The following is a 13,696-nucleotide window of genomic DNA, read 5'->3' on the forward strand; positions in this document are numbered from 1 at the left end:
GCCCCGGACCGACCCGCCCCGGCGGACCCCGGACATGCGGACCCGGCGGACCCCGGACATGCGGACCCGGCGGACCCCGGACATGCGGAAGGGCCCCGATCCTCGGCGAGGATGGGGCCCTTTCCGCTGGACTGCGTCAGGTGTCAGGCGCTCTTGCGGGAGTCGCGCGGGTGGACGGCGAGGTTCATGCCGCCCGAACGGAGCACGGCCAGGCGCTCGGCCAGGACCTCCTCCAGCTCCTCCCTCGTCCTACGCTCCATCAGCATGTCCCAGTGGGTACGGGTGGGCTTGACCTTCTTCTCCTCCGGCTCGTCCCCGTCGAGCAGGACGGCCTCGGTGCCGCAGAAGCGGCACTCCCACACTGCGGGGATCTCCGCTTCCACGGAGAAGGGCACCTCGAACCGGTGTCCGTTCTGACATGCGTACTCGACGGTCTGGCGCGGGGCCAGGTCAATGCCACGGTCGGTCTCGTAGCTAGTGGCGCCGAGTCGCGTGCCTCGGAGAGCTCGCTCGCTCATGAATCGTGCCTCCAGGGCTTATGGCCCACAGGACTAGTTGGGGTCGCTGTCTTCGTCGTTCGGTCAACGCATGGCCGCCGACGAAGATTCCCGTCCCGGGACATGCGTCGTCTGTCGTGCCGCCCCTGTTTGTACCCATCTCCGTCCGATTTGTCACATCTGGACAGTCTTATCACCCTGAGTGTCACCAATTTCGCACCGGGTGACCGAAACGGCATTCGGCATTACCCAATTCGCTCCTTGCCCAGTTCGACCCGGCCGCCCTCGACGATCCGGCCGCCCTCGGCGACCGGGGCGGTGGCCGCAGCGGCGGCCGGGAGGTCGGGCTGGTGCTGGGGCATCGGCGGGGCGGCCGCCTCCACCCGGGTGTCCCGGTGCGGCAGCAGGGCGATCACCGCGTCGCGCAGGCGGGCCGGGGCCTCCTCGTCCAACGGGTCCACGGTGGCCGGCACCTGGAGCCGCACCGGCGGGTGGTTGCCGATCCGGGCGTAGCCGCGCCCGGGCGGGGTCTGGGCGGCGGGTGCGATCTCCATCGGCGCGCCGAGCGCGCGCTCCAGGTCCGGGCCGGTCAGCGCACCCAGTGCCACCCGGGTCCGGGCGGCGGAGCGCACCGTGGGGGAGATCCGGTCGGCGGCCTCGACCGAGTCGACCACCACCACGGTGACCCGGGCGGCGCGCCCGTGCCGCAGCGGCAGTTCCAGCAGTTCCTGCGGGTCGGGGCGGCCCTCGGCCTGGGCCAGTTCGGACAGCTCGGTGGGGTGGTCGAGCAGCAGCCAGAGCGGCCGGGTGGCGTCGGCGGGGGCCGGCTCGCCCGAGTAGCGGGCGGTGTTGAGCGCGGCCAGTCGGCGCTCGGTCTCCTGGGCGGCCCAGTCCAGCGCGGCGAGTGCGCCGTGCAGGCTGGTCTCCACCGTGTGCACCCCGGGCCGGTTCACCAGGCAGGCGTGCTCCCCGGTGCCCGCGCCGTCGATCACCAGCAGGTCGCCGTGGGCCAGCGCCTGCAGGGCGACCGTGCGCAGCAGGGTGGAGGTGCCCGAGCCGGTGGTGCCGAGGGCGAGCAGGTGCGGCTCGGCGGAGCGCGGGCCGGTGCGCCAGATCACCGGCGGCTGGTGGCCGGGGCCGCCGTCCTGGACCACCGGGATCATCCGCTGGGTGGCCTGCTGGTCGGTGAAGCCGAGCACGATCTCGCCGGGCGTCGTCACCCAGGGCTGGGCCGGCACGTCCACCGGGAGCGGGGCCAGCGCGGTCACCTGCAGCTTGTTGCACTCCTGGTCCCAGTCGAACCGGTACTCCCGGGCCCGGCCGGCCTTGCCCTGGACCACCTGCTCGATCCGGGCGCGGGCGCCGGGCTCGGTGTCGGGGAAGTAGGCGGGGTAGCCGATCTCCAGTGCGGCCAGCCGGCCCTCCGCGTCGAACTCCCAGCCGGCGAAGGCGTCCTGGTAGCCGCCGTCGGGGCGGTAGAGCGGGCAGACCTCGTCCGGCGAGGCGAGGTAGGGGGTGAGCGCCGCGTAGAGGGCGGGCAGCTTGACGTCGGCCGGGTCCGGTGCGGGGGCCGGTGCGGCCTTGGGCTCGCGGCCGGTCCAGGCGGCGCTGCCGATCAGCGCCGCGACGGCCAGCAGCGGGCCGTGCGGCAGCAGGAAGACGCCGACCAGCACGGCGGCGGCGAGCAGCAGGGTGGGGCCGCGGCGCTCCTTGGGGGTGGCCTCCCAGCGGGCCCTGGCCCAGCCGGCGTGCCGGCGCAGGCCGCGGCCGATCAGGGTCAGCGGGGCGAACATGTCGGCGGCGTGGTCGCCGGCGGTGCGGGCGAGGTCGCGGCCGCGGGTCAGGTGGCGGTTGGGGGACATGGTCTCCTGGACTCCCGGTCGGATCGGACGGCGGAGCCCGGGGCGGTGGGACCGCGCCCGGGCCGGGGGACCGGCGGCCGGGGCCGCCGGCCGTCGGGGCCGTCGCTGGGACGGGCCCCGGGGTGCGACCGGCGCCCGGTCAGAACTTGATGCCGCCCAGCAGGTTGGCCAGGCTCGCACCGCCCGCCTGGATGCTCGGCGCGATCGCGGTGCCCGCCAGGTAGAAGCCGAAGAGGGCGCAGACCAGCGCGTGTGACACCTTGAGGCCGTCCCGCCGGAAGAAGAGGAAGGCGATGGTGCCGAACAGGACGATGCCGGAGATGGACAGGATCACGGGACTGCTCCTCCAAGAGGCGGGACAAAGGGGCGACTGCCGTGGGATGGCAGCGTGGTGGGTCCGCGAAGCCATACAGGGGACAGTGTCACGGAAAGTTCCCTCATCGTGACAAAAAGTAATAGATGATGGAACGGGGCAAATGGGTGGTTTCCGCAGGTCACACCCGTCACATGTGCAACTTCCGCATCACTGGGGCGATCGCACCCCGATCGAATTCATCCGAACGGCGGCGTAACCCCGGGGGTGCCGTGTCGTCCGCTACGGTTCGGGTGGCCGACCGCAGAGAACGCACGATTGGGGACCCGACATGACGGATGCGCACGAGGCCGCCCAGCAGCCCGACGGCGAGGAGGCGGCGCTGATCGAGCTGGCCGGCCGGATCTTCGACGCGGCCCGGACCGGCGACGAGACCGCGCTGGGCGGCTTCCTGGCCGGCGGCGCCCCGGTCGAGCTGACCAACGAGCGCGGCGACAGCCTGCTGATGTTGGCCGCCTACCACGGCCACGCGGGCGCGGTCCGGGTGCTGCTGGCGCACGGCGCCGACCCGAACCGGGCCAACGACCGCGGCCAGACCCCGCTGGCCGGCACCGTCTTCAAGGGGGCCGACGAGGCGCTGGAGGCACTGCTGTCGGCCGGCGCGGACCCGCGGGCCGGGCAGCCCTCCGCGCTGGAGACGGCGCAGATGTTCGGTAAGCAGGAGCTGGTGGCCCGGTTCTCGGGCGCCTGATCCGCGCGGCGGAGCATGATCCCAGGACGCTGGCCCGATCATCGGATGATCGGGCCAGCGTCCTATGCTTGGCGCCCATGGAGCTTCGCATCACCGGTTACGACCACCCCGACGCCGTCCAGCTGACCGAGGAGGTCCAGCAGGAGTACGTCCGCCGCTACGGCGACGTCGACCTCACCGAGATGCGGCCGGAGCACTTCGCCGGCGAGCAGGGCGTGTTCGTGGTGGGCTACCTGGACGGCGAGCCGGTCGCCTGCGGCGGCTGGCGGGCGAAGGACGGCAGCTACCCGTACCTGCGCGACGGCGACGCCGAGCTGAAGCGGATGTTCGTGGTCCCGGGTGCCCGCGGCCGCGGCCTGTCCCGGGCGCTGCTGCGCCACCTGGAGGCGGTCGCGCTGGCGGCGGGCCGGCGCCGGATGGTGCTGGAGACCGGCACCGAGCAGCCCGAGGCGGTCGCGCTCTACGCGTCCGAGGGCTACCTGGCGATCACCAAGTTCGGCATCTACCGCGACCACCCGCAGTCCATCTGCCTGGGCAAGGAACTGCCGCCGGCCGGCGACTGAGATTCCCGAGGGCGCGCCGAATTCACCGTGCTGACCGCCGATTGGCTGGTCACGTGACTGATCACGGTGAATTCTTCGTACTCCGGAAGTGGGGTCGGGCCACCGCTCGGGGGAACATCCGCGAATGGCGCGGTTGCACTGGGTTAGCGTTCATCACGCTGCGTCTATCGGGCCGGTTCGGAAATCCGGACCGGTCGACCCTGTCCACCGCAAAATTCCGGGAGACACCGTGCACGACAATTGCCAGCCGGCGAACAGTGCGGCCGCGGCCGACCGACTGCGGCTCGCGGTGAACGCGCTTGCCGAATTCCCCGTCCGGGCCGGGGGCGAGAACGTGGCCGGCCGCATCGGAGCGGTCGCCGACCTGTGCCGGGCGGTGGACAGGGCGATGGACTCGCTGGTGGTGCGCACCGCCGCCGAGGCGGCCGAGGAGGGCTGGACCACCGGGCGGATGCGGGAGGCCAGCGCCGACTACCACGCCCGGCTGCAGCGGGCGCTGGCCCCGGCACTGGGGGACGCGCGATGACCGCCCGGCGCACCGCGCACGTGCTGCGCTGCCCCACCCGGTGGGCCGACGTCGACGAGAACGGGCACATCAACAATGCCCGGCTGGTCGGTTACATCCAGGAGGGAATCTACGACCTCTTCCACCACCACGCGCAGGCGGTGCGCGAATCCCTCTTTCCGGCGGGATTCCTGATCGCACGGCACGAGATCGACTATCTGGCGCAGTTGCACCACCAGCCGGAGCCGCTGCAGGTGCGGCTGACGGTGGAACGGCTCGGCAACTCCTCCGCACACGTCCGGGTGGACGTGTGCCGGGACACCGACCGGTACATGACCGCGCGCACCGTGGTGGTGGCCCGCGACCGCGCCTCGGGCCGCTCGCGCAAGCTCAGCCAGCCGGAGCGGCGCTTCCTGTCGGACTACCTGGCCGCCGGCCCGGTCGCCGCCGCGCCGCCGGTGATGGTCCCGGCCCCGCCGGCGGTGAGTGCGCCGCGGATCACGCCCAAGGCGATGCCGCAGAGCCGGCCGGTGCGCTCGATGCCCCGGCAGGCGGTGGCGGCGCGCAAGGTGCCGCAGCCCGGTCGGCTGTCGACCCGGTCGCTCTGCCGGGTCTGACCCGCCGGCCGGCCCGGGGGCGCGCCCCCCACGTCGGGGCGGGCGCACCCCCGGCGCCCGGCCGTCAGTCGAGCACGGCCTGCGCGTCGATCTCCACCAGCATCACCTCGTGCGGCAGCTCGACGAAGACCGTGGTCCGGCACGGCTTCACCGCGTCGGCCGGCAGGTTCTCCGCCAGGAAGGCGGCGTACACCTCGTTCATCGCCGCGAAGTCGGCGCGGGTGGTCAGGTAGACCCGGAACATCACCACGTCCGCCACCGAGGCACCGCCGGCGGTCAGCACCGCCTTGACGTTCTCCAGGGTGCGCCGGGTCTGCGCCCGCACGTCGCCCTCGTGCAGGTAGGCCCCGGTGGCCGGGTCCTGCGGGCCCTGGCCGGAGACCTGCAGGATCGGGCCCTTGCGGACGCCCTGGGAGAACACCCAGGCCGGGGCCGGGGCGCCGTCGGTGCGGATCTCGGTCTTCTCGCTCATCGGTTCCTCGCTCGGTGGTGACGGTCGGTCGACTGGTGACGGTTGGTCGACTCGTCACGGCTGGTCGATCGGTGACGGTCGGTCGATCGGTGACGGGAGGTCAGCCGGCCCCGCAGTCGGCGGAGATCGCGGCGCAGGCGGCGCGCAGCTGCGGCAGCAGCTCCAGCACCCGCTCGTACGGCAGCACCAGGTCCGGGACGGAGAGCGAGGCGGCCGCGACCACCCGCCCGGTGGCGTCCCGGACCGGGGCGGCCACGCAGTTCATGAAGGGCTCGTGCTCGGCCCGGTCCTGCGCCCAGCCCTGCTCGGCCACCCGGGCGAGCTCGGCCAGCAGCGCCTTCGGGGTGGTCAGGGTGCGTTCGGTGAACGGCGTGAAGTCGAGCCCGGCGACCAGCTTCTGCCGCCGGGCCGGCGGCAGGTCGGCCAGCAGCACCTTGGCCACCGCGGCGCAGTGCATCGGCACCGGCAGGCCGATCCGGGAGTACATCCGGACCGGCTGGCGGGACTCGTACTTGTCGACGTAGACCACCTCGTCGCCCTCCAGGGCGGCCAGGTGGACGGTCTGGCCGGTGGCCGCGTTGAGCTCGGCCAGCCGGGCGGCGGCGATCCGGCGGACCGGGCGCTGCTCCAGGGCCCGGCCGGCCAGCGCGAACAGGCCGGCCCCCAGGTGGTAGCGGTGCGCCGCGTCCCGGTGCACCAGCCGGCCCTCCTCCAGGCTCTGCAGCAGGCGCAGCACGGTGGTCTTGTGCACCCCGAGCAGGCCGGCCAACTGGTCCAGCGACCGCTCGCCCTCGGCGAGTTCGGCGAGCAGGGCGACGGCCCGCGAGACGGTCCCGCTCACCGCACACCCTCCGCGGTCACCCGGACGGCGGCCCACTGCTCGGGCGGGGCGGCCAGCAGGGCGGCGCGCACCCCGGGCGGCGGCGGGGTGCCCTGGTCGCCGTGGGCGGTGAGCGCGGCGGCGGCCGACAGGTGGCCCAGCCGGAGCCGACCGCGCTGGTCCAGGCCGCGCAGGGTGCCGGCCAGGTAGCCGGCCGCGAAGGCGTCCCCGGCGCCGGTCGGTTCGACCACCTCGACCCGCAGTGCGGGCTCGGCGGTGCGCCGCCCGTCCCGGTCGACGGCGATGGCCTGCCGGTCGGCGTCCTTGACCACCAGGGTGGCCGGGTGCGGCAGCAGCGCGCGCAGCGCCGCCGGGTCCCCGGTGCCGAGCGCCGCCTCGGCCTCGTCGGCGCCGAGCAGCACCAGGTCGGCGGCGTCCAGCAGTTCGGTCAGCACGGCCGGATCGCGGCGACGCCACAGGCTGGGCCGCCAGTTGAGGTCGAAGCTGACCAGCCGGCCCGCGCGGGGCGCCGCCAGCAGGGCCCGGAGCAGCGCCAGGCAGTCGTCGGAGAGCGCGGCGGTGATCCCGGACAGGTGGAGCAGGCGGGCGCCGCCGAGCAGCCGGGCGGCGGCCGGGTCGTCCAGCAGGGCCGGGGAGAGCGCGGCGGCGGCGGACCCGGCGCGGTAGTAGCGGGGCAGTGGGCCGTGCGGGCCGCGCTCCTTGATGTAGAGACCCGTGGGCCGGTCCGGGTCGACGGCCACCGCCGAGGTGTCCACCCCGTGCGCGGCCAGCTCGTCCAGCAGCCGCTCGCCGAACCCGTCGGCGCCGACCCGGCTGATCCAGGCGGCCGGTATGCCGAGCGCCGCCAGCGCGCACGCGGTGTTGGACTCGGCCCCGCCGACGCCGGCCCGGAAGGACGCCACACCGGCCAGCGAGCCCGGCCGGTCGGGCAGCAGCACGGCCATCGACTCACCGAGGCAGACCGCCTCCACCGCTGTCACCAGGCACGCTCCCTTCGTTGACTGGTCTGGACCAGCATGTTAGAACCACCGTAGCAACATGCGCAAAGGTGGTTGCGAATAGTGCAACCATGCAGGTCGAAGCCGTGGAGGTGGCGTGGTGGACCGGGTCAGGGTGGCGGAGCTGGGGCAGGAGCGGCTCGACTGGCGGTTCAAGGCGGTGCCGGCCGAGGCCTGGGGCCTGACGGTGCGCGAGTACCTGGCCACCGGCCCCGCGCTGGACCGGCTGGGCACCCCGCTGCTCACGCTGGACGCGGGCGCGCTGGAGCACAACCTGCGCACCATGGCCGACTGGTGCGCCACCGCCGGGCTGCGGCTGGCCCCGCACGGCAAGACCACCATGGCCCCGGCCCTCTGGCAGGCCCAACTGGACGCCGGCGCCTGGGGGATCACCCTGGCCAACTTCTCCCAGCTGCGGGTGGCCCGGGGGTTCGGGGTGCGCCGGGTGCTGATCGCCAACGCGCTGCTGGACCCGGTGGGCCTGGGCTGGCTGGTGGCGGAGCTGGCCGCGGACCCCGCGTTCTCCTGCCTGAGCTGGGTGGACTCGGCGGCCGCGGTCGAGCTGATGGACCGGGCACTGCGGGCGGCGGGCGCCGAGCGGCCGGTGGAGGTGCTGGTCGAGCTCGGCGGACCGGGCGGGCGCACCGGCGTGCGGGACCTGGACACCGCTCTGGAGGTGGCGCGCGCGATCGCGGCGGCGCCCACGCTGCGGCTGGCGGGCATCGGCGGCTACGAGGGGGCGCTGGCGCACGACGCGCAGGCCGGCTCGCTGGCCGCCGTGTCGCGCTACCTGGAGCGGATCGCGCAGCTGTACCACCGGCTGCGCGGGGACGGCCTGTTGGCGGACGGTGCGGTGGTCACAGCGGGCGGCAGTGCCTACTTCGACCAGGTGGCCGGGGTGCTCGGCGCGCTGCCGCAGGCCGAGGTGGTGCTGCGCTCCGGGGCCTACCTGGTGCACGACGACGGCTTCTACCGGGGGATCTCGCCGCTGGTGCGCGGGGCCGGCGCGACGGCGTTCCGGTCGGCGATGCACGGCTGGGCACGGGTGGGCTCGGCGCCGGAGCCCGGGCTCGCCCTGCTGGACGGCGGCAAGCGGGACTTCCCGTACGACGAGGGCCTGCCGGTGCCGCAACTGGTGCGCGGGCGCGGTGCGGTGGGCGGCACGGTGACGGCGGTCAACGACCAGCACGCCTTCCTGCGCGGCGCCGACGTCCGGGTCGGCGACGTGGTCCGGCTCGGCCTCTCGCACCCCTGCACGGCCTTCGACAAGTGGACCCTGGTCCCGGTGCTGGACGACGCGGACGCCGCCGAGCCCCGGGTGGTCGACCTGGTCCGGACGTTCTTCTGATGGGCGCCCTGCTGTTCCGCGGCGCCACCGTGCTGGACGGCTCCGGCGCCCCCGGCGTGCGGGCCGACGTGCGGGTCCGGGACGGGGTGGTCGAGGAGGTCGGGCCCGGTCTGACGGCTCCTCAGGTGGTCGACGCCGACGGGCTGGTGCTGGCACCCGGGTTCATCGACATGCACGCGCACTCCGACCTGCAGGTGCTGGTGGAGCCCGGGCACCCGTCCCGGGTCACCCAGGGGGTGACCTGCGAGGTGCTGGGCCAGGACGGGCTCTCGTACGCGCCGGTGGACGAGCGGACGCTCGGCCCGCTGCGGCGCCAACTCGCCGGGTGGAACGGCGATCCGGCCGGCTTCGACTGGAACTGGCGCAGCGTGGGCGAATACCTGGACCGGCTGGACTCGGCCGGCACCGCGGTCAACGCCTGCTACCTGGTGCCGCACGGCACGCTCCGGGCGCTGGTGCTCGGCTGGCAGCGGCGGGCGCCGGACCCGGGCGAACTGGCCCGGATGCGCGAGCTGCTGGCGCAGGGCCTGGCCGAGGGGGCGGTGGGGATGTCCAGCGGGCTCAGCTACCCGCCGGGGATGTATGCGGACACCGCGGAGCTGGTCGCGCTCTGCGAGGTGGTCGCCGCCCACGGGGGGTACCACTCGCCGCACCAGCGCTCCTACGGCGAGGGCGCGTTGGCGGGCTACGCGGAGATGGTGGAGATCTCGCTGCGGTCCGGCTGCCCGCTCCACCTGGCGCACGCGACGATGAACTTCGGCGTGAACCAGGGGCGGGCCGGCGACCTGCTGGCGCTGCTGGACGCGGCGATCGGGCGCGGCTGCGACCTCACCCTGGACAGCTACCCGTACCTGCCGGGCTCCACCACGCTGGCGGCGCTGCTGCCGAGTTGGGCGGCCGAGGGCGGTCCGGAGGCCACCCTGGCCCGGCTGCGCGACCCGGCGCAGCGCGAGCGGATCCGGCAGGCCCTGGAGGAGCGGGGCAGCGACGGCTGCCACGGGGTCACCGTGGACTGGGCCACCGTGCAGGTCTCCGGGGTCCGGCAGGAGAGGCTGGCCGGGCTGGTCGGGCGCACCGTCGCGCAGCTGGCCGCCGAGCGCGGGACGACCGGCACCGAGTTCTGCTTCGAGCTGCTGCTGGAGGACGAGTTGGGCACCACGATCCTGCAGCACGTCGGCCACGAGGAGAACGTGCGGGCGATCATGCGGCACCCCGCGCACACCGCGGGCAGCGACGGGCTGCTGGTCGGGGCCCGCCCGCACCCGCGCGGCTGGGGCACCTTCCCGCGCTACCTCGGCCACTACGCCCGGGACTTGGGGGTGCTCAGCCTGGCGCAGGCGGTGCACCGGATGACCGGGCGGCCGGCCCGCCGGCTGCGCCTGGTCCGGCGCGGCCTGGTGCGGCCCGGGTACCACGCCGACCTGGTGCTCTTCGACCCGGCGACGGTCGCCGACGCGGCCACCTTCGAGGACCCGCGGCGCCCGGCCGTCGGGATCCGGCACGTGTACGTCAACGGCACCGCGGTGCTCCGGGACGCCCGCCCCACGGGGGCGCTGCCCGGGCGCGCGCTGCGCCGCACCGATGGGGGGACCCAGTGAGCGCATTCCTGACCGAGCTGGCCGCGGACCCGGTGATCGCCGTGGTCCGGGCACCGCGGATACCCGACGCCGCCGCGCTCTGCGCCGCGCTGGCCGAGGGCGGCATCCGCTGGGTCGAACTCACTTGCACCACGGACGGGGTGTTCGGGCACCTGGAGCGGGCCGCGTCGGTGGCGACGGGGTGCAGGCTGGGCCTGGGCACGGTGCTGACGGAGCGCCAGGCCCGGGACGGGCTGGCCGCGGGCGCCGGCTTCCTGGTCACCCCGGGGTGCCGGCCGGCCGTCGCGGCGGTGGGCGCGCCGGTGGTGATGGGGGCGCTGACGCCCACCGAGGTGGCGGCGGCGGTGGACCTGGGCGCGGCGGCCGTCAAGATCTTCCCGGCCAGGAGCTTCGGGCCGGGCTACTTCAAGGACCTGCACGGTCCGTTCCCGGGCGTGCCGCTGGTCGCCTCCGGCGGCGTCGGCGCGGACAACGCGGGGGCGTTCCTGGCGGCCGGCGCGCTCGCGGTGTGCGCGGGCAGCGAGGTGGTCCCGGCGGACTTGGTGGCGGCCGGCGACTGGGCCGCGCTGACCCGGCGGGCCCGGGCCTTCCGCGCGGCGCTGGGCCGGGACTGACCGGGGGACCGGGGGCGGCGGCACGGCCGCCCCCGGTGGGCTCAGAGCTTGGCGAGGAAGCTCAGAGCTTGGCGAGGAAGGTGTCCGCGATCACCTGGTAACCGGTGTCGTTGGCGTGGATGTCGCCGCGGGACATGTTGGTCCAGGCCATGATCCGGGCCACGTTGAACGGGACCTGCTGCCCGGCCAGCGGGACGGTGGGCAGGAAGCGGTCGGTGCCGAAGGCCTTGGCCACGTCCGCCGTGGGGACGCCGTGCACCCGGTCGACGAAGTCCAGGGTGGTGTTCAGGGTGTCGGCCAGCGGGACCGAGAGCCCGGCCAGCACCTTCCCCTGCGGGCCGGTCATCCAGGCCGCCAGGAACGGGTCGTAGAGGTTCATGCCGACGATCCGGGTGTGCGGTCCGGCGGCCGCCTGCAGCCGGTCCAGGATGGTGGACAGGTCCTTGCCCGCAGTGGCTATGCCCTTGGCGGCGCAGGCCGCGTCCAGGCTGCCGCCGCTCGCGCAGCCGTCCACGTTGTTGGCGCCGATGTCCAGGGTGACCACCAGGTCGTCCTTGCGGTGGGCCTTCAGGAAGGCCACCGCGGCGTCCAGCTGGGAGCCCGGGAACGGGTGCGGGTACGGGCAGCCGCCGCCGAGCATCGAGCCGGTGGTCTCGCCCGGGCAGCCCAGGTCGGTGAAGGAGAAGCCGCGGTGCGCCGCCGCGGCCCGCGCCTGCAGCGTGCGCGCGAGGTCCTGCGCGTAGCCGTGGCCCACCTCGTGGCCGCCGCCGGGCAGCGACTGGTAGCCCGCCGCCAGCGAGTCGCCGAGCGCCAGGTAGTAGCGGGTGTGCTTGGCGTCGGCCGCCGAGGCCGGCGCGGCGCCGGCCGCCAGCAGGGTGACGCCGAGGACCCCGACCGTGGCCGCCGCGCGCAGCCGGCCGGGGGCGCGGCGGGACAGAGAAGAACGCATGGAACCCTCCCGTGGCACCCGCGCGGCGCCCCGGTGGCGGCGCGCGGGTGGGACGTGAGGCTACTGCCAGGTAGCGTCCCCGGATAAGGGGTGGTGCGGGAGTTTCTGGTGCGCCGCCCCGGCGCGCTCCCGGGCCGCCGCTCCCACCCGGCTACGGGATGCGCACCAGCCCCAGCGCCGCCAGGTCCGCCAGCGGCTCGGCGATGCTGCAGGTGCCGAAGCCGGTGAACGCCGCGCGCACCGCCTCCTGCTCCGCCGCGCCCAGCTCGGCCACCCGGGCGGCCACCGCCGGCCCGTCCTGCTGCGCCAGGACCTCGACCAGCTCCGCGTGCTCGGCGCCGCCCAGCGCGGCGTGGGTGGCCAGCAGCACGTTGAGGAAGCCGTGGTGGGCGAACCCGGTGGCGGCGTCCTGGTGCCGGACCGCGTGGTGCAGCCCGGCCGTGCACTTGAAGGCGAGCTTGCGGTACACCGCCGCGTACAGGAAGGAGGCCAGCTCCAGCTCGCCCGGGAAGGCCTGCGCGGCCGTGCCGCCGGTGCGGAACTTGGCCCGGTACGGCCCGCCCTCCAGGGCGTCCAGCCCGAGCAGCAGCTGCGGGCCGCGGGCGAGCTCGACGGCCACCGGCAGCCCGGGGGCGTGCGCGGGGAGCAGCCGGTCCAGCTCGGCACGGACCCGGCGCACGCCCTCGGCCACGTCGTCCAGCGGGTCGGCCGGCACCTCCAGGCCGACCAGTCGCAGCTGCGGCCGGTCGGCGAGCGCCCGCAGGGCCGGCTCCAGACCCGCGCTGCCGTCCGGGACGATCAGTGACACCGCCAGCCCGCCCTCGCCGACCAGCTCGGCCAACGGCCCGATCCGGGCCGGGACGGTGAGGAAGGGCCCGACCAGGTCGGCGTACCAGGCCGTGCGGTGCGCCAGGTGCGCGGGGACGGCCTGGGGGAGCGGCAGGTCACCGGGCGGGAAGATCGCGGCGTCGTCGCAGAGCCCGGCGAAGAGCGGGGGGATGGCGCTCCGGGGGGTCTGAGGGGTCGTCATCGGGGGGTCGTCCTCCGGGTCGTCGGGCACGCCGGTGTGCCCCTGGCCACGAGCCTGCCCCAGGCCGGGCAGGCGGGCAAGATCAACCGCGGGCGGCCGCCCGCCACGGCCGGGACACGCCGCCGAACGGGGGAGAATGCGGCCTCCGTCCGGGCAACGGCGGTACCTCTGTCGCTGACGCACGGTAATCCACCGTGCGGACTTCATTACGGGAGGTAGTCGTGGCCCTTCGTCCCTGCGCCGTCGCCGCCTTGGCCGGCGCCCTGCTGCTCGCCCCGCTGGTGACCGCCGTACCGGCGGGCGCGGCCGAGCGGTCGGCCGGCGGCCAGCTGGTGACCGTCTCGCCGACCGGCACGCTCGCCGCCGACGGCACGGTCACCCTCTCCGGCACCTACCGGTGCACCGCCGCGGGCACGGTGTTCGTCTCCAGCAAGGTGCGCGCGGGCAGCGAGGAGCACGGGATCGGCGGCACCTCGGCGACCTGCGACGGGCGCGAGCACAGCTGGAGCAACCAGGACACGCCCCGGCGCGCCGCGCTGCAGACCGGTCCGGCGGAGGTGGAGGCCACGCTGCTGAAGCTGGACACCTCCTCCGGGCTGCCGCTACCGGTGCTGCTGGCCACCGACCGGGAGCCGATCGAGCTGGTGGCCGCGCCGAACTGAGCGCCACCCGGTCACTCGAGTCCCCCGAGTCACCCGGGCACGCCGCCGCGCCCCCCGGCATCCCGCCGAGGGGCGC

The 13,696-nt window shown here is 75.1% G+C and carries 16 protein-coding genes; 8 read left to right on the forward strand and 8 right to left on the reverse strand.

The annotated features are described in order from the left end of the window. Positions 1 to 143 precede the first annotated feature (143 nt). From ACFW1A_RS29540 to ACFW1A_RS29550, 3 genes are all read right to left on the reverse strand, one after another. Positions 144 to 518 (reverse strand): RNA polymerase-binding protein RbpA, encoded by a 375-nt coding sequence (locus ACFW1A_RS29540; protein ID WP_110671702.1) that lies wholly within the window; start codon positions 516 to 518, stop codon positions 144 to 146. 224 nt (positions 519 to 742) lie between these two features. Continuing rightward, on the reverse strand, positions 743 to 2,359 hold the full coding sequence (locus tag ACFW1A_RS29545) for an FtsK/SpoIIIE domain-containing protein (RefSeq protein WP_380414001.1): 1,617 nt from the start codon (positions 2,357 to 2,359) through the stop codon (positions 743 to 745). A 139-nt stretch (positions 2,360 to 2,498) separates the two neighbouring features. Then, complete coding sequence (locus ACFW1A_RS29550; protein ID WP_035840595.1) at positions 2,499 to 2,693, reverse strand: hypothetical protein; 195 nt, start codon at positions 2,691 to 2,693, stop codon at positions 2,499 to 2,501. A gap of 310 nt (positions 2,694 to 3,003) precedes the next feature. On the opposite strand from ACFW1A_RS29550, the gene ACFW1A_RS29555 reads away from it, so the two are divergent. The 4 genes from ACFW1A_RS29555 (at position 3,004) to ACFW1A_RS29570 (ending at position 5,108) form a co-directional block, all read left to right on the forward strand. Further along, a complete protein-coding gene (locus ACFW1A_RS29555; RefSeq protein ID WP_380414004.1) occupies positions 3,004 to 3,423 on the forward strand; it encodes an ankyrin repeat domain-containing protein in 420 nt (139 codons plus the stop codon). Positions 3,424 to 3,500: 77 nt separating this feature from the next. Continuing rightward, positions 3,501 to 3,986, forward strand: a complete 486-nt coding sequence (locus ACFW1A_RS29560; RefSeq protein ID WP_380414006.1) for a GNAT family N-acetyltransferase — start codon at positions 3,501 to 3,503, stop codon at positions 3,984 to 3,986. Between the two features lie 229 nt (positions 3,987 to 4,215). Beyond that, on the forward strand, positions 4,216 to 4,512 hold the full coding sequence (locus ACFW1A_RS29565) for a hypothetical protein (RefSeq protein ID WP_380414008.1): 297 nt from the start codon (positions 4,216 to 4,218) through the stop codon (positions 4,510 to 4,512). Further along, positions 4,509 to 5,108 (forward strand): acyl-CoA thioesterase, encoded by a 600-nt coding sequence (locus ACFW1A_RS29570; protein ID WP_380414010.1) that lies wholly within the window; start codon positions 4,509 to 4,511, stop codon positions 5,106 to 5,108. Before ACFW1A_RS29565 ends, ACFW1A_RS29570 begins: the two co-directional genes overlap by 4 nt. Positions 5,109 to 5,172: 64 nt before the next feature. Here ACFW1A_RS29570 and ACFW1A_RS29575 read toward each other — a convergent pair whose 3' ends face one another. The 3 genes from ACFW1A_RS29575 to ACFW1A_RS29585 form a co-directional block, all read right to left on the reverse strand. Continuing rightward, a complete protein-coding gene (locus ACFW1A_RS29575; protein WP_380414012.1) occupies positions 5,173 to 5,580 on the reverse strand; it encodes a RidA family protein in 408 nt (135 codons plus the stop codon). 100 nt (positions 5,581 to 5,680) lie between these two features. Continuing rightward, positions 5,681 to 6,421, reverse strand: a complete 741-nt coding sequence (locus ACFW1A_RS29580; RefSeq protein WP_380414014.1) for an IclR family transcriptional regulator — start codon at positions 6,419 to 6,421, stop codon at positions 5,681 to 5,683. Next, positions 6,418 to 7,401 carry a sugar kinase gene (locus tag ACFW1A_RS29585; RefSeq protein ID WP_380414016.1) on the reverse strand — a complete coding sequence of 328 codons (984 nt, stop codon included), beginning with the start codon at positions 7,399 to 7,401 and terminating at the stop codon, positions 6,418 to 6,420. Before ACFW1A_RS29585 ends, ACFW1A_RS29580 begins: the two co-directional genes overlap by 4 nt. 118 nt (positions 7,402 to 7,519) lie before the next feature. On the opposite strand from ACFW1A_RS29585, the gene ACFW1A_RS29590 reads away from it, so the two are divergent. Genes ACFW1A_RS29590 through ACFW1A_RS29600 form a run of 3 tightly spaced genes read left to right on the forward strand, consistent with a single transcriptional unit; the run spans position 7,520 to position 10,979 of the window. Continuing rightward, positions 7,520 to 8,767 carry an alanine racemase gene (locus ACFW1A_RS29590; RefSeq protein WP_380414018.1) on the forward strand — a complete coding sequence of 416 codons (1,248 nt, stop codon included), beginning with the start codon at positions 7,520 to 7,522 and terminating at the stop codon, positions 8,765 to 8,767. Further along, positions 8,767 to 10,365, forward strand: a complete 1,599-nt coding sequence (locus tag ACFW1A_RS29595) for an amidohydrolase family protein (RefSeq protein WP_380414020.1) — start codon at positions 8,767 to 8,769, stop codon at positions 10,363 to 10,365. Before ACFW1A_RS29590 ends, ACFW1A_RS29595 begins: the two co-directional genes overlap by 1 nt. After that, the gene (locus tag ACFW1A_RS29600; RefSeq protein WP_380414023.1) at positions 10,362 to 10,979 is read left to right on the forward strand and encodes a bifunctional 4-hydroxy-2-oxoglutarate aldolase/2-dehydro-3-deoxy-phosphogluconate aldolase; all 618 of its coding nucleotides are present in this window, start codon (positions 10,362 to 10,364) and stop codon (positions 10,977 to 10,979) included. Before ACFW1A_RS29595 ends, ACFW1A_RS29600 begins: the two co-directional genes overlap by 4 nt. A gap of 61 nt (positions 10,980 to 11,040) precedes the next feature. On the opposite strand, the gene ACFW1A_RS29605 is transcribed toward ACFW1A_RS29600, so the two are convergent. Both ACFW1A_RS29605 and ACFW1A_RS29610 read right to left on the reverse strand, forming a co-directional pair. Further along, positions 11,041 to 11,928 carry an SGNH/GDSL hydrolase family protein gene (locus ACFW1A_RS29605; RefSeq protein ID WP_380414025.1) on the reverse strand — a complete coding sequence of 296 codons (888 nt, stop codon included), beginning with the start codon at positions 11,926 to 11,928 and terminating at the stop codon, positions 11,041 to 11,043. A gap of 151 nt (positions 11,929 to 12,079) precedes the next feature. Further along, positions 12,080 to 12,958: a hypothetical protein gene (locus ACFW1A_RS29610; RefSeq protein ID WP_380414029.1), complete on the reverse strand. Its 879-nt coding sequence runs from the start codon at positions 12,956 to 12,958 to the stop codon at positions 12,080 to 12,082. A 221-nt stretch (positions 12,959 to 13,179) separates the two neighbouring features. Between ACFW1A_RS29610 and ACFW1A_RS29615 the strand changes: the two genes are divergently transcribed. Then, complete coding sequence (locus ACFW1A_RS29615) at positions 13,180 to 13,620, forward strand: DUF6299 family protein (protein ID WP_380414034.1); 441 nt, start codon at positions 13,180 to 13,182, stop codon at positions 13,618 to 13,620. The last annotated feature ends 76 nt before the right edge of the window (positions 13,621 to 13,696 follow it).

The organism is Kitasatospora sp. NPDC058965 (assembly GCF_042741245.1).
GTDB lineage: Bacteria > Actinomycetota > Actinomycetes > Streptomycetales > Streptomycetaceae > Kitasatospora.